The 20,540-nt window shown below is 50.1% G+C and carries 18 protein-coding genes; all 18 read left to right on the top strand.

Features of this window, described 5'->3' with window-relative positions:
- Nucleotides 1–1,323 precede the first annotated feature (1,323 nt).
- The gene (locus SH528x_RS27485; protein ID WP_442506642.1) at nucleotides 1,324–2,553 is read left to right on the top strand and encodes a glycosyltransferase; all 1,230 of its coding nucleotides are present in this window, start codon (nucleotides 1,324–1,326) and stop codon (nucleotides 2,551–2,553) included.
- Between the two features lie 154 nt (nucleotides 2,554–2,707).
- The gene (locus SH528x_RS27480; RefSeq protein ID WP_442506641.1) at nucleotides 2,708–3,832 is read left to right on the top strand and encodes a glycosyltransferase family 4 protein; all 1,125 of its coding nucleotides are present in this window, start codon (nucleotides 2,708–2,710) and stop codon (nucleotides 3,830–3,832) included.
- 203 nt (nucleotides 3,833–4,035) lie between these two features.
- Nucleotides 4,036–5,274 (top strand): hypothetical protein, encoded by a 1,239-nt coding sequence (locus SH528x_RS27475; RefSeq protein ID WP_442506640.1) that lies wholly within the window; start codon nucleotides 4,036–4,038, stop codon nucleotides 5,272–5,274.
- Nucleotides 5,271–5,936: a class I SAM-dependent methyltransferase gene (locus SH528x_RS27470; RefSeq protein ID WP_442506639.1), complete on the top strand. Its 666-nt coding sequence runs from the start codon at nucleotides 5,271–5,273 to the stop codon at nucleotides 5,934–5,936. Before SH528x_RS27475 ends, SH528x_RS27470 begins: the two co-directional genes overlap by 4 nt.
- Nucleotides 5,936–7,021, top strand: a complete 1,086-nt coding sequence (locus tag SH528x_RS27465) for an acyltransferase family protein (RefSeq protein WP_442506638.1) — start codon at nucleotides 5,936–5,938, stop codon at nucleotides 7,019–7,021. Before SH528x_RS27470 ends, SH528x_RS27465 begins: the two co-directional genes overlap by 1 nt.
- Before the next feature lie 112 nt (nucleotides 7,022–7,133).
- Nucleotides 7,134–7,895 carry an FkbM family methyltransferase gene (locus SH528x_RS27460; RefSeq protein ID WP_442506637.1) on the top strand — a complete coding sequence of 254 codons (762 nt, stop codon included), beginning with the start codon at nucleotides 7,134–7,136 and terminating at the stop codon, nucleotides 7,893–7,895.
- Complete coding sequence (locus tag SH528x_RS27455; RefSeq protein WP_442506636.1) at nucleotides 7,880–9,040, top strand: glycosyltransferase family 4 protein; 1,161 nt, start codon at nucleotides 7,880–7,882, stop codon at nucleotides 9,038–9,040. The genes SH528x_RS27460 and SH528x_RS27455 overlap by 16 nt, the downstream gene beginning before the upstream one ends.
- 249 nt (nucleotides 9,041–9,289) lie before the next feature.
- A complete protein-coding gene (locus tag SH528x_RS27450; RefSeq protein ID WP_442506635.1) occupies nucleotides 9,290–10,453 on the top strand; it encodes a glycosyltransferase in 1,164 nt (387 codons plus the stop codon).
- 74 nt (nucleotides 10,454–10,527) lie between these two features.
- On the top strand, nucleotides 10,528–11,379 hold the full coding sequence (locus tag SH528x_RS27445; protein ID WP_442506634.1) for a hypothetical protein: 852 nt from the start codon (nucleotides 10,528–10,530) through the stop codon (nucleotides 11,377–11,379).
- Between the two features lie 148 nt (nucleotides 11,380–11,527).
- Nucleotides 11,528–12,259 (top strand): hypothetical protein, encoded by a 732-nt coding sequence (locus tag SH528x_RS27440; RefSeq protein ID WP_442506633.1) that lies wholly within the window; start codon nucleotides 11,528–11,530, stop codon nucleotides 12,257–12,259.
- Nucleotides 12,260–12,268: 9 nt separating this feature from the next.
- Nucleotides 12,269–13,396 (top strand): polysaccharide pyruvyl transferase family protein, encoded by a 1,128-nt coding sequence (locus SH528x_RS27435; RefSeq protein WP_442506632.1) that lies wholly within the window; start codon nucleotides 12,269–12,271, stop codon nucleotides 13,394–13,396.
- Nucleotides 13,393–14,934 carry a lipopolysaccharide biosynthesis protein gene (locus tag SH528x_RS27430; protein ID WP_442506631.1) on the top strand — a complete coding sequence of 514 codons (1,542 nt, stop codon included), beginning with the start codon at nucleotides 13,393–13,395 and terminating at the stop codon, nucleotides 14,932–14,934. Before SH528x_RS27435 ends, SH528x_RS27430 begins: the two co-directional genes overlap by 4 nt.
- On the top strand, nucleotides 14,829–15,512 hold the full coding sequence (locus tag SH528x_RS27425) for a serine O-acetyltransferase (protein WP_442506630.1): 684 nt from the start codon (nucleotides 14,829–14,831) through the stop codon (nucleotides 15,510–15,512). Before SH528x_RS27430 ends, SH528x_RS27425 begins: the two co-directional genes overlap by 106 nt.
- Before the next feature lie 283 nt (nucleotides 15,513–15,795).
- Nucleotides 15,796–16,392: an FkbM family methyltransferase gene (locus SH528x_RS27420; protein ID WP_442506629.1), complete on the top strand. Its 597-nt coding sequence runs from the start codon at nucleotides 15,796–15,798 to the stop codon at nucleotides 16,390–16,392.
- A gap of 157 nt (nucleotides 16,393–16,549) precedes the next feature.
- A complete protein-coding gene (locus tag SH528x_RS27415) occupies nucleotides 16,550–17,551 on the top strand; it encodes a glycosyltransferase (protein WP_442506628.1) in 1,002 nt (333 codons plus the stop codon).
- Nucleotides 17,548–18,693, top strand: coding sequence for a glycosyltransferase family 4 protein (locus SH528x_RS27410; protein ID WP_442506627.1), 1,146 nt, complete (start codon nucleotides 17,548–17,550; stop codon nucleotides 18,691–18,693). Before SH528x_RS27415 ends, SH528x_RS27410 begins: the two co-directional genes overlap by 4 nt.
- Complete coding sequence (locus SH528x_RS27405; protein ID WP_442506626.1) at nucleotides 18,693–19,295, top strand: class I SAM-dependent methyltransferase; 603 nt, start codon at nucleotides 18,693–18,695, stop codon at nucleotides 19,293–19,295. Before SH528x_RS27410 ends, SH528x_RS27405 begins: the two co-directional genes overlap by 1 nt.
- On the top strand, nucleotides 19,249–20,481 hold the full coding sequence (locus SH528x_RS27400) for a glycosyltransferase (protein WP_442506625.1): 1,233 nt from the start codon (nucleotides 19,249–19,251) through the stop codon (nucleotides 20,479–20,481). The genes SH528x_RS27405 and SH528x_RS27400 overlap by 47 nt, the downstream gene beginning before the upstream one ends.
- The last annotated feature ends 59 nt before the right edge of the window (nucleotides 20,482–20,540 follow it).

Raw genomic sequence — 20,540 nt, 5'->3', positions numbered from 1 at the left:
ATGTTGAGCTCATTTCGCTCAATGGACTGACTAACACGCTTATCCGCTTTGCGCCGCACTCGGAATGACGAAGAAGCGCCCACCGAGCTAAATTGAGAGCGTTTTTGCGTCATATTACATGATGGACTGCTGTTAGCTTTTGGCTTCTCGCACAATATCGCCGATTGCTAAATTGCTAACCAAAATGCGTTATATGAGTTGAATGATGATTTGGCGAATGGGCCAAAATTTACGTCTTAGGCACAGTCCTATCTAAAAATGAAAAAGCCCGGTTCAGTTTGCCTGAAACGGACTTCTTGTGGTCGTTGGATTGCCGTCCGTGAACAACGCCGCCATTGTCGAGGTCATCTTTGCTCAGCGAATTCACCAGTTCATTTGTCAATCTCATTTGGAATCGATCGCCGGGCGTTTTTTCGAAAATCTACCATCTAAATTGTGAAATGATCGACGGACGTTCGCCCTGTTCCGCAGAGCAGCAACAACCGATTTCGATTCTCAACGATACCGAATTGTAATTCTCGCGACTTTGCCAAGCATCGGTCGAGCGAGTGCGTGAATGGAGCAGGCAAGGCAAGGCAAAGCGACCGCCGATCTTGGCTGGCGGAACGCATTGTACGGGAACTAATCTGCCAATTTAATCAGAGTCTGTTTTTCCACATGCCGCGATCCGAAGAGTTTCGCAACCAAAGCAATCGCATGGCGCGACGTATTGGCTAACGCCGGTCAAACTGAGTTGGCAGCAGAATTGCGGTTGGAGTTGAGATGCGTTCATTAGATACCTAGAAAACCGCGATGATTCAGAAACGTGCTGCACTGGGCTTTTCAACATTCAAACCGCCGCAAAAGCGGGATCGAGTTCTTCGCTGTGAGTCAGGAAAAACGGTCAAACCGACCCTAGACGATGGAAACCACGGGTTTTCATTGAGGGCAAACCGGAAGCTATTTTCGTACCCCCCCATACTTGCAGCACTTTACGCAATTCACTCTTAAAGTTGAACTCGGGTTAGCAGTGTCCTCAACCATGCCCAATTCAATCTTTGGAAAAAACGGGCATATAGCTACGCCGACAATAAAATCTAAAGCATTTTCCATGTAAAAAGGTGGAGATAATGCTGACGACAAGCCAGAATGCCTCCAACCGAGTTGGCATCTTTTCACGAGAATGTGCTGATGGCAGCAACTATAAGGGGAATCGTCCGATGTCACCCAAGTGGACGAAGTCCGTAACAAATCATCCAATTTAAGGCAAGCAGCAGGGATAAGTTTACGACGAATTGATGTCTGAGAAAATCAAGTAGCTGGCTAAACTTAACATACCAACAAATGACACGAGTCTGTCACTTAGCGAAATACTACGATCCTTTTAATGGTGGTATAGAAACACACGTTCAAACTCTTGCACGGGGACAGTTCCAGCAAGGGATGGATGTTACGGTCGCGTGTGTCAATCATCTTGACGGTCTAGGAAACGATGTTTGGTGTCATCGCCTGTCGCGTACCGCAAAAAATATTGAGACGGACAACGGTGTGCATATTGAGCGATTCGGCAAATTCGGAACACTCGCTCGATATGACTTTTGCCGTGGGCTAACGAAATTCGTTCGCCATGCGTGTGAAAATTTCGACATCCTTCACTTGCATGTGCCAAATCCCGCATTTACGGTTGCTCTGGCATGCGTAAAAAAGAAAATCCCACTCGTTGTGACATACCACAGCGATATTGTGAAACAGCAATGGCTTCGCGTTCCATTTAGGCTTATCGAAAATGTGGTTTTCTCAAAAGTCGATCGTTTCATCGTTGCCACCGAAGCGTACGCGGTCGCCTCGCCAGTGTTGAGTGAATACCGAGCACGCACGCAGGTAATCCCTTTTGGCCTGGACCTTGATACCTACATCAATCCTCCTTCAGCATCCATTGCCTACGCTAAAGGTGTACGCGAAAAGGCCGCTGGGGAACCCGTTTGGCTGTGTATTGGCAGATTGGTCTACTACAAAGGATTTGAACACGCGATACGCGCTCTCGCCATGTGCCCTGGGCGATTGATTATTGTTGGATCTGGCCCGCTGCGACCGTCATTGCAATTGCTCGCGTGTGAACTCGGTGTATCGGATCGGATTGAATGGCTCGAACGTTTGTCGCAGGAGGAGTTGATTGGCGCTTACCAAGCAGCAACCGCGTTATGGTTTCCCAGCGTGATGCGCAGCGAAGCATTTGGTTTTGTCCAAATCGAAGCGATGGCCTGTGGTTGTCCAGTCATCAATACCAGCATCGCCGGCTCGGGCGTTTCGTGGGTAAGCAAACATGGTGAGTCAGGATTGACGGTGCCGGTCGCTGACGCGATCGCCTTGGCAAAAGCCGCTAGTCAAATTCATTCACAACCCCGACTGCGGCAATCGCTTTCCGAAGGCGCCTCTATGCGTGCATCTGAGTTGTTTTCACTCGAGCCGATGGTTACCTCAACGATGAGTCTTTACAATACTCTTTTAGGGTTGAGCGAAAACGTCGCGTCTGGACAGCCTGATCCGCAGCCCGCCCCGCTGGTACTCAAATGATATCGGCGAAAACTGCTAGTTTCGCTGGGTTTTGCGGCCAAGACAGAACTTACCTCGCCGAACTGCTGGTCGCATGGGGTTTACTCGTGCAGAGGTCACGATTGCGGGGTGGACTTCAAGACAACCAAAAACTATCTGGATTGTGCATCGCCAAATGAGAGTGCTCCATCTCTATGCTGGGAATCTCTACGGCGGGATCGAAACCCTTTTGGTCACACTGGCACGATGCCGCGATCTATGCCCTGAGATGCAACCCGAATTTGGCCTTTGCTTTCGAGGACGGTTGTGGGACGACTTGGTTAATGCCGGAGTAACGGTCCACGACTTCGGTGCTGTCCGATTAAGCAGGCCATGGACGGTCTGGAAGGCGCAACGAAAGCTTCGTCACCTTTTGGCGGCAAACCATTTTGATTGCGTTGCAACGCACGCCTGTTGGCCCCATGCAGTCTTTGCACAAGCCATTGACCGTTCGACAACGCGGTTGATTCACTTTGTCCATGACGCTCACGTTACCATTTCAAGTATCGATGCCAAAGCAAGTCGCGTACAGCCAGACCAAATCATTGCCAATAGCCACTACACAGCGAAATACTGCGATAAAGTGTTTCCGACTTCTCCAAAAGAGGTAGTTTACTGTCCCATCGAACGCAGGCCAGTCGGACACCGAGCAACCTGTCGTGAACGACTCTGTGCTGAATTGGTGACCGATACCTCCAATGTGGTCATTTTGCAAGTCAGCCGAATGGAACGATGGAAGGGGGCCTGGAAATTGCTGGAGTCTTTGGGCCAGCTAAAAGGCGACGATCGTTGGACAGCCTGGATTGTTGGTGGAGTCCAACGAGAATCGGAACGCGTCTATCAAGAAGAGTTGATCGAATTAGCAGTCACTATGGGAATTGCCGACCGTGTTCGTTTTGTGGGACACCGTAGTGATGTACCGGAGTTGATGGCTGCTGCCGATGTATTTTGTCAGCCGAACACAGGGGCCGAACCGTTTGGAATCGTATTCGTTGAAGCACTTGCCGCTGGCTTACCGGTTGTCACCTGCGATATTGGTGGTGGAGCTGAGATTGTTAACTCAACATGTGGGATTAAAGTTGAAGTAACCAACGGAGGCCAATTGGCCAACGCCCTTGAACGTTTAATAGACAATGTCGACGACAGGACAATTTTTGGAAATGCGGGGCCGTCGCGAGCGAGCGAGATCTGCGACCCCCAAAAGCAATTAACGGCATATCATGCCGTGATGAGTCGCGCCGCTAGCATGGATTTGGCTTAGACATGCAGTCAAGCATACGAAGTCCAACACCGTCACGAACGGCGTACAGCGATTCGACAGCGCCCCAACCGCATGGACGATCAACACAGCCTGCAAGTGGAGATTTTAAGTGGCTAGTAGGCTTCGTAATCGTCACATCTCTACTTCAGGTAGCATTGATTCCAGGATTTCTATTTCCGATACGAACGTATCTCCGTGTTGGATTGTTTGCTTTTTCGATCGCTATGATTTTCGCGCGACGCGGAAAGCAACGCCGACTCCCCGTCACCACCAATGCGGTTCTAATCATAGCCGTTATGACGCTGGGATTACTCCATCCGGAAACCGACTCCATGCTGGCGGGAATAGCGGCTATTGGTTTAAACTTTGCGATCATCGCGCCGGTGTTTTGGGTCAGCAAAATGCGATTGCGAGTGGTTGACCTCAAACTGGTTCTTGCGTGGACATTGGCTTTTCAGCTTCTCAGTACAGCCTATGGCGTTCTGGAGGTCGTGCGACCGGCAACATTCAGCCGACAGTCCGAAGTCACAACCGCTCACAACAAGTTTGCCGATGGACTCCGAATCACGCTTGCGAACGGAACGCGAATCTATCGTCCGATGGGACTCACCGACACCCCCGGCGGTGCTTGTCGCAGCGGGTTTTATACGATCCTGTTGGGGTCATGCTTTCTATTTATCACCGAAAACAAAAGGATAAAATCAATCCTGATCCTTGGAATCATTGCCGGTTTATTTTGCATCTACATTACCCAAGTTCGCTCCATGCTAGTCCTTGCGGGTATCTGCGAACTCGTATTGATTGGCATGTTCGTTCTGCGAGGCGAGGCTGCGAAAGCGATCACTCTTGCCACCACCCTCTCGGTCTTAGCAGTGCTTGGTACGGTTCTAGCTTTCTCCATCGGCGGTAAACAGGTATCAGCAAGAGTTGTGAGCCTGATGGAAGGTTCAGCTCGTTCGATATACTATCAGCACCGTGGCAAATTTCTCGAAGAGACGATTGTTAGTCATATTCCTGACTTTCCGCTGGGGGCTGGTCTGGGGCGTTGGGGAATGGTGAATTTGTATTTCGGTGATAGTTCAAGGGGCAGTTCCAGATCATTGTGGGCAGAGATCCAGCCTACAGGATGGGTATTTGATGGGGGCGTGCCGTTATTGCTGGCATATTACACCGCCATAGTGTCCTGTTGCCTTTTCGCTTATCGCCTTGCGCTTTCACAGCGTGGATTGATTGGCATTTTGTCGATGGCCGTCCTGGCTTACGACATAAGCATACTTGCAAATACTTTTAGCTACGTTCCGTTCATTGGGCAGGCAGGGCTGGATTTCTGGCTCATGAATGCTTGTTTGATGACGGTTGTCTATCATGATGCGAGCAATCATGACGGTCAAAATCCGGAAGCTATTTGCGAGCAACCCTGCATCAGAACCATATATCCGTGACTCAATACAACGTTGAAGATCGTGCGACCCAAAGTCAGGGGACCAGCGGGGCGGCAATCTACAAAATGGTCCGCCGAGAGCTGCGTGACCAGCACTCGTGTCGGGGAGTCATCGCTGACGTGGGATGTGGGCGAGGCAGTTTATGGCAGTACATCTCATCCGACTTTGATCGATACATCGGAGTGGATGTGCTGAGATACGACGGCCTGCCCGAGCAATGTGAGTTTCACACCATTGACCTGGATAGCGGACGAGCGTCTTTGCCAAACGACACCGCTGACGTCGTTGTCGGAGTTGAGACGATTGAGCACCTTGAGAACCCCAGAGCGTTTGCACGTGAGTTGGTTCGAATTTGTAAACCGGGCGGACTCATCATTATCACAACGCCCAATCAGCTTAGTCTTCTTAGCAAGCTGACTCTTTTGGTCAAGGGTCAGTTCAATGCGTTCACCGACTCCAGTTATCCGGCACATATTACTGCATTGTTGGAGATTGATTTGATTCGCATTGCACAAGAATGCGAGATAACAGATCCAACGATTCGATACAGCCTTAGTGGGCGAATACCGAGTACATCCACTCATTGGCCGAAAACAATCAGCAAGTTCATGCCCAGAACTCTGTCAGATAATTTGTTAGTGATTGGCAGGAAAAGTCGTTAGTGATATTAGATTCAGAGACGCGAGACTCAAGTCACCTCGTTGGGCTAGATGCACTACGTGGGCTTGCGATCGCTTTCGTGCTTCTGTCGCACTTGTTGATTTTCCGACCATTGCCAAGTCCATTCTTTTCTTTCGGGAAAGGATGCGGAGAGACTGGGGTTTCGATTTTCTTTGTCCTCAGTGGTTTTCTTATTACACGATTGCTTTTAAGGGAACAGGAAAGATTCGGCAACCTAGATGTGATGTTGTTTTATAGTCGACGCGCGGCAAGGCTTTTGCCAGCGATGTGGCTGTATTTAATTGTCGTATTTGTGGCGTGGATATCCGAGGTACTACCACACTTACCATGGCATGGGTTCGCAGCGTCTTTGTTGTATGTTCGAAATATATTCAGTAGTGGTCACGAAACATCGCATCTGTGGTCGCTCTCCATTGAGGAGCAGTTTTATGTCATCTGGCCAACTTGCTTAGTACTACTTCGCCGGCGTCAATTGATTGGCTCAGCAATTGTCTTACTGATTTTCGTCGTTCCGCTTTGGCGTTTGATTGCTTGGCAGGCCGGACTTGCCGACGAAGGTAAGCTATACATGCGAACCGACTTTCGCGCGGATACGCTGCTATGGGGCAGCGGACTAGCGTTATTATCCACGGTTCGTTGGCGCTGGGTACTGCCAATTTCGCCGTTGATATTTACAATCTTTTTGAGTGCGGTGTTGGTATTAGTGACCTATCTTGATTCCATGCTGAATCCACCTCTGCCTGTGGGTGATTTACCAATAGTACTTCTTGGCGTCGTGTTAATTTACGCGGCAAGTTTTATTAGGCACGATCAAAACTGGATAATAAGCCCGTGGGTCATGCTTGGACGCTATTCGTATGGGCTTTACCTTTGGCAGCAGCTCTTCCTTGGTCCTCCTGAAACATTTCCAATTCTTCGAAGCTTCCCGCTACAGATTGCATTGACGTTTCTGATGGCAATTTTCAGTTACCATTACCTGGAAGCACCCATTTTGCGTTGGAAAGACCGATTTCTTCAACGAACGCGGAAGCCCTACTTAAAAGCAGTCGATGTTGATGCTATCTAGCCTTTTTAAGCCTGAGTACATTTTTCGGCCGTCACAGTTGCTCAAGCGAATAATACGCCCCAGACCGACTGGATTTGTTTCGGCGTATCTTCCTTGGGGCAAGCAAATTCGGGTGTCTGCAAGTGACAATATCGGCGGACAAATCGTAGCACTTGGACTTTACGATCTTGTCGTCAGCGAGACGCTATGGCGATTGTGTGATCAAGGCGAACTGGCGCTCGATGTCGGCGCGAACATTGGCTATACCTCGTTTGTCATGTCGCAAAAACTAGGGTCCGGAACAATCTGGGCCTACGAACCTCATCCGATCCTATTTCAAGAACTGGCCGGCAATGTAGCTTCATTGGTCAATCAGGGCGCCAGCACTGATATTCAAACGAAGAACCTCGCACTTGGACCAATCGCGGGGCACCTTCCGCTTCATGTCCCGAAAGATTTCCAATATCACCGCGGCGAGTCGTCGCTGGCAATGCCGTCCCATCTCGAATACCAAGAACGTGACATCTCGGTTGAGGTCGCGACACTGGATTCCGAGCTCAATAGCGGAGAAGTCTTAGGGGTGATGAAAATCGACGTCGAGGGCTTTGAACTAGAAGTCTTGCAAGGAGGCATCAAATCGTTTGAAAACAAAAGAATTCGTGACTGCGTTTTTGAAGAACATCGCGAGTATCCAACTCCGGTTACCGAATGGTTTGAATCGAAGGGATACAAAGTGTTCCGCATAGATCGCACCTTGCGCGGCCCCGTCATGCTTCCGCCGGATAGCAAACAACCCACGACGCAATGGACTGCGAAGAATCTGCTAGCCACTTGCGACGTATCACGTGCTGAAGACCGTTTCCATAAGTTGGGGTGGCAATGTCTGAAGGCTTGAACGGTTTGTTTTCAGTAACCCCTAGTCGAGTAGGAATCGTAACGGGAGACTTCGCACTTACGGGTGGTATGGATCGCGCGAACTACGCTCTCGCAGAGTACCTTGCTCGGCAGGGTATTCGCGTTGATTTAGTCGCTCACCGTGTTGCACCGGAACTATTGGCGTATCCGAATGTGACCTTTCACCGCGTCCCTAAGCCAGCAAACTCCAATTTCCTTGGCGCACCATTGCTAAGCCGAGCAGGCAACCGTGTCGGCAAGCTAGTCGCAAAGGACGGCGGACGAATGATTGTCAACGGAGGCAACTGCAGATTTTATGACGTGAACTGGGTCCACTATCTTCACGCAGCTTATCAGCCTGAGATGGCCCCCGGCCTCAGAAAAATCAGACAAGCCTTTGAACGCCCGATGGCGCTCCGAAATGAACTTGAGGCTCTCAGAAACGCACGTTTGATCATTGCTAACTCCGAGTCCACTAAGAATGCGATTATCGACCAACTGGGAATCGCTGCGGAAAAGATCAAAGTTGTTTACTATGGAATCGATCGAGACCGCTTTCGCCCTGCTGGGTCCGAAGAACGTCAGCAACTGCGAATGGAACTTGGTTGGGACGATTCACCAAGAGTTGTTTTCATCGGCGCATTGGGTGATCGGCGAAAAGGATTCGCATTGCTTGCTGCCGCTTGGATGGAAATTTGTCAGCAGCCCGACTGGGATGCAAAGCTGGTAGTCGTAGGCACTGGCAGTGAACGGGCAAGATGGGAGGCCATGCTCGGGAAGGTCGACCGATCCGAGTCGGTGCAGTTTCTCGGGTTTCGATCGGACGTCCCGAAAATTTTGAGGGCGGCTGACTGCCTTTTCGCACCAACGCTTTACGAAGCGTACGGCCTGGGAGTCCATGAAGCGATTTGCTGCGGGTTGCCAGCGTTTGTTACTTCGGCTGCGGGAGTAGCCGAACGATTTCCCAAGGAAGCAAGCGAGTTACTACTTAGCACAGAGTCGAAGGACAAGCCCCTCGCGACGGCGTTGGCAGAATGGGGCAAATCTCCGTCGCGTTTTCAGTCCATCGCTCATCCAATGAGCGATGCGTTTCGAGAGCGAGGTTGGGATCAAACGGCGAGCAATATTCTAGCACTACTGCAATGACAATGATCCGATCAGCCAGCGAAGATGCTAGTGCACGAGCGCCGATGATTTCGATGGGTGGCTTGAGCGGGGCCGAACTTTCGGGAGCGAGAAAGCAAATTTTCAAAGCTGGCATGTGTAGCAGGAGATAGATCGTTGACCAAACCACGCTGGCTAGCCGCTTTGCGTTACGTTGGGAGATCCATCGAAGTCGCTGAACAGCGGTGTCGCAGACTTTCAAAAAATCGGTAAATCAAGGCACTCGTTGATGTGAGAGCACTCTTAGTACTACCCGAACCTCCCAATAATTTTGGAGGTGCCGCTGCGCGTTGGTATCATGTGTTGCTGAACGGGCTTATCGACCGCAGTGCTGAAGTTGTCGTGCTTGCCTGCTCTGGTGGTCGTGAACCCGACAGGGAGGCCAGAAAGACCTTTGGCGAACACTGTGACATCCAGTTCTATGAGGCGAGCCGAAAATCCAAATGGGGAAAACTCAATGCGATTGCTCGTCCTTACAGCGCCTCGTATTCGTCAGAAATGACGAAACAGGTGGAGAATTATTGTGCTCAACCGTTTGACACAATCCGCTTTGAAACACACTTCAGTGCTTGGGCGACCAACAAACCGCCGAAACATGCTGAATTGAATGTGCATCAACTTCATTGCATCGACAGAGCTCTTGATTGTCCCGCCTCGCTTTCGCAGTGGCTAATGCGATCACGTGTTCTGAGCGCTGAGCGAATTTTGCTGAAAAGGTTCTCGCGAGTTTCGGCTTTAACTGATCGTCTGGCAATGGCGGTGAAGAAAATCCACCCGACTGCCGATATCCGCGTGACGCCAATGACTCTCGATCCAGAGCTTTATGAGTTCCAGCCACGCAAGCCCTGCAATCCTGCACACCCGACTGTCGGATTGATCGGGACCTTTAATTGGGGCCCGACATTGTCTGCCGGCAAAACACTGGTCGAAGAAATTTGGCCACGGATTCTAGCCGAGCGTCCAGGAGCGAGGCTGATGTTGGTTGGTCGCGGAGTTGACGGTGCGTTCGGTTATTTAGCAAGCAGTCCTGGAGTCGAAGTACGCAGCGATGTGCCGGATACGATCCCCTATTTTCGACAGCTCGATACGATGGTGTATTTGCCAGAAATCGGCAGTGGAATGAAAGTTAAAGTTATGGAAGCTATCGCTCTGGGAACTCCGGTAATCACCAATAGGGAGGGTGCAGAGGGCTTGCCATTGAGCGTGGCCGACGGCATTACTGTTAACGGGATCCATGAGGTCGTTAGTCGATTCATTGGCAACGTTGACAATGCGGATACGGGCCAAAGGTCAGAACGGCTTAGAGCGGCGCTATTTGACGAGCTCTCTCCATCCCGTTGTATCGATTCGACAGTTAGTGGATTGCAGTCGCAAAGTGCCGTGGGGACCTGCTAGCGATGAAACAACCAATTGACTCATTGAGGCAAACGCTGAGGTCCAGTTTAGCCTGGATCAGGTTACGAGAATGGATGCGTGACGGAATTCTGTTTTCAGCAAAGAAGTCAATCGTCGAACGCAAAATACTAAAGACCCCTAAGGTCGAAACAGCGACTTCGGGCCCAACAGAGGTTCGTGTCCTCACCTGGCGCCGCGATGCTGTCAGTGCGATCTGGGCAATCAAATCGTTTTACAAGTTTGCAGGATCGAATCTTCCGCTCTATATCCACGATGGCGGTCTGCTTCCAGAGCAATTGCTTTTATTTCGACAACACTTTCCGAGTGCATATATCGTCGAGAAGAAACAAGCGGATAATTTTGTTGAGGCCAAACTGTCGAGGAATGGACATAAGTCCTCGCTAGAATACCGACGAAAAAACAGAGCGACACTCAAACTCTTTGATTTCTTTCTGATGTCAAGCGCTGAAAAAATCATCAGCATTGATTCAGACATTGTTTTCTTTCGTCGCCCAGCGTTACTTCTCGATGAAGACAGCGATACTCGATTTAATTTATACAACCGTGATATTGAGTATGGATATTCCATGTCACTCGAAGATATCTCAGACACCTTTGACTTAACGGTATTGCCATTTATCAACTCTGGCCTCTCGTCAGTTTGGGTTGAATCGATGAATTTTGATGATATCAATCGGTGGCTAGAATGGCCTCAACTTAAAGAAAATCTATGGGTCACCGAACAAACGCTTCAGGCAATGTGCTCTGCGTCGTATGGAGTTCGGTTGCTCCCTGAAGAATATGTTGTGGACACGTTGCCGTCATCACTTGACGGCGTTGTATGCAAACACTATCCAACGTCGCCCCGTCAGTGGTTCTATTTCGAAGGGATGAGCAAACTGATTGAGACTGGGTTTCTTAAATGACATCGATTTCAATCGTTTCGCTTGCGAATAAACGACATTCGGACGAATCCCAGATGGGGCTTTTTACTTGCAACGTTTGAAGTTAGCAATCAACAACATTCGACGAACAAACGTCTGGGCGTCAATTTCTGCGTTGAAGCAAAGACTGATGCGACGACGTCAGAAACTTTGTGAGCAGAGATTGATCAGCAAATTCACGAAGCACTACGGTGTCACCGTGCTTCAGGGACCGTTTGCTGGGATGCGATATTTGGAACACTCTTTTGGTAGCGCACTCTTGCCGAAGTTGATGGGGATCTACGAACTCGAACTTCGTGAGGTGATCGAGGAAGTCTGTAACAATGACTATCAAGTTATCGTCGACATTGGCTGCGCCGAAGGGTACTACGCCGTTGGCATGGCGTTGCGATGCCCACATGCTTCCGTGTTCGGATTCGATATCGATCCAAAGGCAAGAGAACTCTGTTCACAATTAAGTACGCTCAATTCAGTACAAGATCGTTTGGAGGTTCGCGGCGAGTTTTCTGGATCTACCCTCTTGGATCTTCCTCCAGGCAAATGCCTAATCATTTGCGACTGCGAAGGGACTGAAGACGAAATTCTCGACCCAAATACATCCTCGCGTTTTGAGGACGCCGATCTATTGGTGGAAGTTCACAACAACGAGGTTCCCGGAATGACAATGGAACTCGTTCGGCGATTTTCGAGCACTCACCGAATTCAATTCATTGATAACGTGATTCGAGCTCCCGCTACGATTGCTCCCTTATGGATGGCAAATGGACGGTTTGAAAGGCTGATTGCCGTTAACGAGAGTCGAGTTCCAATGCAATGGCTTTGGATGGTAAGCAAAAAGACAGCCGAATTTCCATCGTCCTGAATTTGCACATTGCCTCATTCTCTTTCAACTACCGTCAATTCTGCAGTGATTGCGGGATCCTTCGGCGTCGGAAACACTGGCGACGAAGAGCTCCTGAAATCTTTTCTTGATGTGCAGAACAGAGACTCGCATCCGCGACAGGTTTCGATCGTCTCAAAAAATGAAATGGTGGGGCATAAGACCTGTCAGTTACCTCCGTTTTATTATGGGTGGAGATCGTATCGAGGGACAATTTCGCAAAGCCGTTTTATCAAAAATATCGCAGTCGAGAATACTTCCGATGGCATTTTCGTTTGGATGGGAGGTTTGCTGGGTGAACCAATCCACATTGACCTCCGTGCTCAGCAACTCGGCTGCTTCGCGAAGGCTGGTTACCGACCAGCGTACTTTTTCGGTGACGTTGAGTTGGCTGCGCGAGGTGCTCGTCATCTAAAAAAAATTTGCGAAATTTGGGCAGAGAGAAGTGGGTGGGTGGGTGTTCGATCTGAACAAGCGGCGGAGCTTCTTAATGAGGCAAACTGTAGGGTGGATATACACGTCGGTGTCGACCCCGTAGTCTACCGGCGATACGAAATCGAAAAACTGAGATTTGTGCGGCAACAGACGCCCGAAGCGGCGTTAGTTCTCTGCCCCTCATCTCCAGCAATCTTGGACGTGAAACGACTAAAGTTCTGGACAAATTGTGTCATCGAGGCTGCAGAGCTTGGTATTCCAATTTGGTGGTGCTTGTTCGACGACGGTGACTTCGTCGCTGTTAAGGTGATTATGGCAGAGGCAAGAAAAAGTCATCCTAGAATCGAAGAACAGGAGGTCTACACAGGACTGGCCGCAATCACGAGAATAGAACGAGCCTCAATGGCGATCGTGAGTCGCTTTCATGCGTTGATTTTCGCATCAACCGCTGGAATACCTACTGTCGTCGAAGGCTGGAACGACAAACTTTGCCGATTTCATAGTTTGTTAGGTCTGGACGATTGGACCATCGATTCAGCCTCGGAGAATCGACCATTGGCTCAATGGTTCGATGCGACCAAAACGTGGTCTCCGTGCCTCAACAGATTTGACGATCAGATTGCGAGCCACACAGTTGGGCTCAACTCATTTCTTGAATGGCAATCAGTGACAAACGACCATTGAATAGTAGTAAACGCGTAACACGAGCCATTGCTTCTCTTGCATCGTCGAGCGTATTTGCACTCATCACGATCGCGATTGGATTCATCGCGACGCCTCTTTTGCTGCATTATTTGGGCGATGAACGGTTTGGTGCCCTCAGAACGCTTAGTGACTGGAGTGCCTTTCTGCTGTTGTTTGATTTGGGGCTCGGTGGCGCGCTCGCCGCGTGTGTTAGCCGAGCTGTCTGCGGTGGACCTTCCGAGGTAGCTGAAGTTATCGAGGCGGGGGCCGTTAGTTATCGTCGAGTCGCGATATCCGTGACAATCGGGGCGTTGGTGATTGCCATTGCAGCACCTTGGATCATCCCGGTCTCGGATGACTTGACTGCGGAGCTTCGGTTGGCCGCTGCAATCGGAATCACGGCAGGTCTCGTGACACCCTTTGGGGTTTTCCGCGCTGCGCTGGAAGCGATGCAGCGAAGCTATGTCGTCAACTTCGCACTGACTGCGCAATCAATGGTGGTGGTCATCGGAGGAGTTGTGCTTGCTGCGAATGGTGCTGGTCTGCCTGGCGTTGCGCTGGCGACCGCTGCTGGTGGGATTGTTTACGCTAGTTGGCTGCTTCTGGCCGCTAAATCGATCGACTCAAAACTAGTAGCGTCGTTCGTTCATCCGCATCCGACTTTGGAACGAAAAGCTGACCTGAAACTCTTAGGACGGCCAACGCTTTTGAGTCGCTTAAGTGGAATGATTGCGTTACAGACCGATACCATCATCATCGCGATCATGTTGGGTACGTCGGAAGTGGCCGCTTTCTTTGTGACGATCCGATTGGTACAACTTGGAACTGGGCAACTTCAGTCGATTGGCTCCGCCAGTTGGGCCGGTCTCGCTCAGATGCATCACGATGGCGATGCAGTTGGCTTGAAAGCCCGAGTGCTTGAATTGACACGTCTGACTGTTACCGGCGGAGTCGCGTTGCTTGGTACGATCGTGGTTTTTAACGCCTATTTCGTGAGTTTGTGGGTGGGCTTCGAACGATTTCAGGGCAACGCGATTACTTTGCTTGCTGGCATCAATGGACTGTTGTTGGCAGTCGTTTCTTTATGGACTTGGCTGTTTGGAGGAGTCGGTAAGGTTGGGCTCGTCGCCCCCGTTTCGATCCTATCTGCAGGAGTCAATATTATCGTCAGTTGTACCGCAACTTGGAAATATGGTGCTATCGGCCCCCTGCTTGGAACTCTTGTTGCCTTACTAACCGTGCAGACTTTATGGCTACCTCGATTGCTTAGTCGTGAGTTTGGTTTTCGGCAACGAGATCTAGCGGCCGCAGTTCTTTTACCATTTGCAATTGCCATCGTCCCGATCGTCATTGCCAAATGGATTCTTTTGGTTACAGACCATGCTCCAAATTGGCCAATGTTAGTCATTGAAATGGGTGGCTTGTTTGTCGCATGCCTTTCCGTTGGTTGGGTGTTCGCGATTACGGAAAGCGACCGTGCGTTGTGGCGAACGCGAATGATACCTATTCAACGACGATTGATTGGGCGTTGGTGGTAGAGATGGACCCAATGAAGTTGGCCGATAACGCGCGAGAATCCTTCATTTCACGCATCGTCGCTGACGCGAAATCGCATTACAGCCCTGAGAGTTCCATGCGGGAAAGGCCCGTAAGAGCGGTGTTGCGAGTTGTCGTTTCTTCGGCGGGGTTTCGCCTTACATTGTTGTATCGCATCGGTTACGCCTGCAGATATCGCAATGGGTTTTTCGGCACTGTGATATCGAGGTGTTGTTTTTGGATCGGAACACTCATCTATAAGTGTTCCATCGCTGGAACTGCTAATATCGGTGGTGGATTAGTATTGCCCCATCCCATCGGAATCGTAATCGGTCCCGGTGTCGCCATCGGGGCTCGAACCTGGATTTTTCAGCATGTTACGATAGGAGGTTCACCGGTCAAACAAGGCATGCCCCAAATCGGTAGCGATGCTAGAATTTACTCAGGGGCGGTTATTGCAGGACCCTGTGAAATTGGTGACCACGTAACGATCGGCGCTAATGTCGTTGTAAGTGATTCCATTGAAGACTATGCCCTGGTTTTGCCTGGTAGACCAGTCGTTCGGCTACGTTCAAATTAGGGTTCATCCGACTAAGGCGTACTTCAGTCGAACGAATTTTTTCTATCCCCCATCTTAGATCACCCGTCCTGAAATAGGCTCACCGCTACTCCACATGTTTGAATCACTCATTTCATTTTGCAGACCCTGGCAATTTCGAGGAAAACCTCGACTCATCAACGGGCTGGTTCCAAAAAAGGGGATACGTGTTGCTAGAGTTTTTGGCTATCAAGTCAATCTTGATTTAAGCGAATTTATCCAACGGATGATTTTTTTGGGTTGTTACGAACGAGAGGAAACCGCCTTGCTAAGAAAGTACCTGAAACCAGGTATGACAGTTGTCGATATTGGCGCGAATGTCGGTTACTATTCGCTTGCTTCAGCGCGACTCGTCGGATCCAGCGGAAGGGTGATTGCCGTGGAACCCAGTCCCGTTGCCAACAATAAACTCGCCAGCACAATAGCCGAAAACAAAATTTCGCAAATTCAGCTCCATTGCTGCGGCTTGGCCGATGCGCCGGGTCAGTTGGAATTGTACGAGCCAAATTCGGACAATTGGTCACCGACCATGTTGGCACACGGTGGCAAGCCGAGCATCAGCGTTCCGGTAACGACGCTGGATGATTTGTTGACGAAGTGCGGGGTAACCCAGGTTGACTTTCTGAAAATTGACGTCGAAGGTTTTGAACCCAAAGTTCTGGCGGGTGCCAGTCAATCGCTCGCGAATAGGTCCATTCGGAAGATTCTGATTGAGTTCAATGATCCTTGGTTAACACTTGCCGGCAGTAGTGCCCAGCAACTGTGGAAAACATTGATTGAATTGGGGTTTCGCCAAGTTGACAATGCACCTCTACCGACAGATGGATCTTTGACAACGCGCCTTTTCGTGTTAGCGGATTGACTGACGTCTGCTGGTCATCCGTTGTATAGTATCATTCAAGAAAACGAAACAACATGACGGATACGCTTAAATTCATTCGTTTCCGTGACCACCCGCTTCCCTATTGATCGTTAAATGCAAAAGTTATTTTTTTCGCCGCCATTAGTAGCAAATCATAGTGCCCGACGAGAATAGTAGCATCGAATATCCACGGCAATCAACCTTGCAGTCGAGCGTGCTGATCCCTAGCTACCGCAGACCAGATGCCTTGGTCAAGTGTTTGCAATCGCTACGTTCCCAAACATGCCCCGCTAGCGAAGTCATTGTTGTTTGGCAGGGAGACGATGAACCCACGCGACTCGCTGCTGAACAGTTTCTAGACGAGTTTCCTTCGAGACTTCAGATCATTCATTTACCGAAACCAGGCATCGTTCCAGCTGAAAACGCTGCACTAGCTGCTGCGTTTGGCGATATCATCTTGATGATCGATGACGATGCAACGGCCCCGGAAAACTGGGTAGCGCAGCACCTGCACCACTATGAAGATCCGTCCGTTGGCGCCGTTGGCGGGCCAGCCATCAATCACCGACCAGACGGGCAGGAATTCCCAATCCATGATGCAGAACCTGTGGGCAAGCTCGCTTGGTGGGGCCAGATTTGGGGGAACATGTACGATCATCCCATCCAGTGGAAAGCCCGCGGATTGATAGAGGCGAATCATCTCGTCGGTTACAATATGAGCTTCCGAAGGGTCGCCATAAAACGCTTTGAAGAAAAACTAAAACCGTATTGGCAACTATTTGAACTCGAGGCCTGCCTTGCCATTCGGAAAGCCGGTTTCCGCGTCATGTTTGACCACTCGCTCATTATTCAGCACTATCCGACAAACACGGCATACGCAGGGGGGCGGACTGGCAATCTTGATATCAAAATTTTCAATCCTTGTTACAATCGCGCCTTTGTTCTAGGTAAGCACTCGGGGCTGCTGGCTGCCCCTGTCCAGTTCATTTATCTTCTTGGTGTAGGAACCACCAGCAGCCCAGGTCTGTGTGCATTTCTGGTGACTGTTGGACGTGGCGGACGTGTGATGCAGGAGTGTCGAATTTTGTTGCGATGTTGGAAAGAAACATCGTGTGGCTGGATATCGGGTTGCATGGAAAGGTTGACTCAAAATCGATGACACTGCGACTACTCAGCATTGGACATTCCTATGTCCTGGGTGTTAATCGACGACTTCCACATGAACTGCAATCCCAGTCGGGCGGCCGGTGGGACGTTACGGTTGTTGCACCGGACCGCTTCGTTGGCAATAACGACCTGAGACCACTCGAATTTGAACCGTTCGATGACGAACCCGCCGACGTCAAAGTTCTACCGGCGCGTTGGACAAGTAAGGTTCATGTTTTTTATTACTGCGGTCTGCGAAAACTCATTCGCAAAGGCAATTTCGATCTGATTCACGCATGGGAAGAACCCTATATTTTTGCGGGAATGCAGATTGCAAGAGCCGTGCAGCGAACGACACCTTTAGTTTTTTCGACGTGCCAGAATAACGTCAAGTCCTATCCTCCGCCGTTTTCTTGGTTTGAGCGTTCGTGTGTCAAGCGAATGGCTGGTTGGACCTACATTGGTGGTCTTGTGAAAGACGCAATGGAGAAACGTTCTGGATATCCAGACAAGCCGTCGCACTATTTACCACTTGGATTTGATTCTGAGTTGTTCCAACCTAACCGTGAAACGGCACTTCCCGAACTCGCCGAACTTGGCTGGGATCGTTCCATCCCGATTATTGGTTATCTCGGACGACTTGTTCCTGAAAAGGGTTTAAGAGTTTTAATGGACGCGTTGGACCAAACGGCTCAACCGTGGCGGCTATTACTCGTGGGTGCCGGCATACTTGCCGAAGAGATTCGCAATTGGGCGGTGAAATATCCCAACAGAGTTTTAATCTACGATCAAATTAAGCATGCGGACGTACCCAAGTATCTAAACGCGATGGATATGCTTGTCGCACCAAGCTTGACGTGGCCGAATTGGAGGGAGCAACAGGGGCGCATGCTGATCGAGGCGTTTGCATCGGGCGTTCCTGTCATTGGTAGTAATAGTGGCGAAATACCTTTCGTCATCGGAGACGCAGGCGTTGTCGTTCCAGAAAACGACGCATCGGCTCTCTCGCTCGCTATCGTTGACCTAATGGACGATCCCGAGAAGCGGCGCCGACTGGCTGAAATAGGTTTGGCACGTGCGGAAGCCGAATTCAACTGGGCAGGGATTGCAAAAAGGACATTGAAATTTTTCGATCGGATTGTGGACAAAACTTGATGAACTTACTTTTTTGGATAAAACGTCCGCGACTCATTCTGCCTCGCATCAAGTTTTGGTTTTTTGAGCGGTCAAACAGTGACAAGCCGTGGCTGTGCGCGGGAACGATCGACTTTCTCGACCGTGTCCTCGATGACAGCATGCATGGTGTCGAGTTCGGTAGCGGGCGTAGCACACGATGGCTGGCGACAAAACTCGAATCGCTAGTCAGTGTCGAGCACAACGATCAATGGCATGCAATCGTCAAGGACCAACTTGCACAAGCAAACATAGAACGTGTTGACTATCGACTGATCCCGCTCGATCATGAGGAGTCTGCTCCCGAAAAAGAGAGCTATGAGCCGTTACCCAACTACGTTACGGTTCTGGACGAATTTGAAGATGCGACCGTGGATTTCGTGCTTGTTGACGGGCATTATAGAACCACCGCTATAAAACATTCCTTAAACAAAATCCGGCCAGGTGGATTTCTAGTAGTCGACGATACGAACATGTGGAGTCAGGCTGACGAATTGCCTATTCCCTCAAACTGGACCTGCGTCGATACGAGTTCCAATGGAATCAAGACCGCAAAAATATGGCAACGTAATCGAGAGTATTAAAAACAAACCGTCTACCATCGCAATTCTTCCCGATTTTGCCGAGGAAGACTGGCCGAGCATGGATTTGGTAGCGGAAAAATTGATGGAATACATGCGCCGTAATGAGCCATCGATGCTGAAGGTGCACGGCTTTGATCCAAAATTCTTTCGACTGGCAACGGCGATCCCATTTCGATTTCGACAGGGAGCTAGATTCAATGCAGATCGCTTGATCAATCGGTTCGTCGCTTATCCACGACAAGTCCGCCAACTTGTAGCGGAGTTTGAGCTTTTTCATGTGGCCGATCACACCTACGCTGCACTCGTACATTCACTGCCAGCCGAACGCACGGGCGTTTATTGCCATGATCTCGACGCCTTCCGCTGTTTGATCGAGCCTGAAAGCGAACCAAGACCGTGGTGGTTCCGCAAAATGGCCAGGAGGGTGTTGACCGGTATGCAAAAAGCATCCGTGGTTTTCCATAGCACCGAACCGGTTCGAGAGCAAATCCTGGCACATGGACTTGTTGAGAAGGAGCGTCTTGTGCATGCGCCGTATGGCGTTTCGGAAGAGTTCACTAGCCATGACAACTCAATATCTGGAACGGAATCCTCACGCGACGACTCTCAGACCGATCGAGGAAAGGGGACTGGATTTTTCCTGGACGAGCTGAATGGTCGACCGTGGGTGGTCCATGTTGGTAGTTGCATACCTCGTAAACGTATCGACGTTCTGCTTGATATTGTTGCCCAACTGCGAGCAAAATTTCCTGATCTGATGCTCGTGAAGGTTAGCGGTGAGTTTTCGCCCGATCAAAAAAATCAAATTAAGCGTCTCGGCCTCGAGGACGCGATCTTGCATCGTGTTGGGCTGTCACGTCAGGAATTAGCCGAAGTCTACCGCCGTGCTCCTGTAGTGTTACAACCGAGTGAAATGGAAGGTTTTGGCCTGCCGGTGATTGAGGCGCTCGCTTGCGGTGCTCCTGTCATCGCGAGTGACATTCCCGTCCTGCGCGAAGTAGGTGCCACGGCTGTTGCCTATTGTGGCGTTGGCTTGGTCGACGATTGGGTCGAGCAGACTTCGACGCTCCTTGCAAACCCCGATGCGGTGGCTCCGTTGTCCGTTCGACTAGCTCACGCGGCAACCTTCTCGTGGGAAAACCATGCTCGCATTATTGCAGACGCTTATCTAAAAATTGCGAGATAATGTGACTTACACGGTAGAAGTTTGCGAACCACTTTTTCGCCCCCAGACTCTCGACGACA

The sequence above is a fragment of the Novipirellula methanifontis genome (genome assembly GCF_052161655.1).
In the GTDB taxonomy this organism is placed as follows: Bacteria; Planctomycetota; Planctomycetia; order Pirellulales; family Pirellulaceae; genus Novipirellula.
Note: the sequence above shows the minus strand (reverse complement) of the source record. Positions and strands in the feature narration are given on the sequence as shown.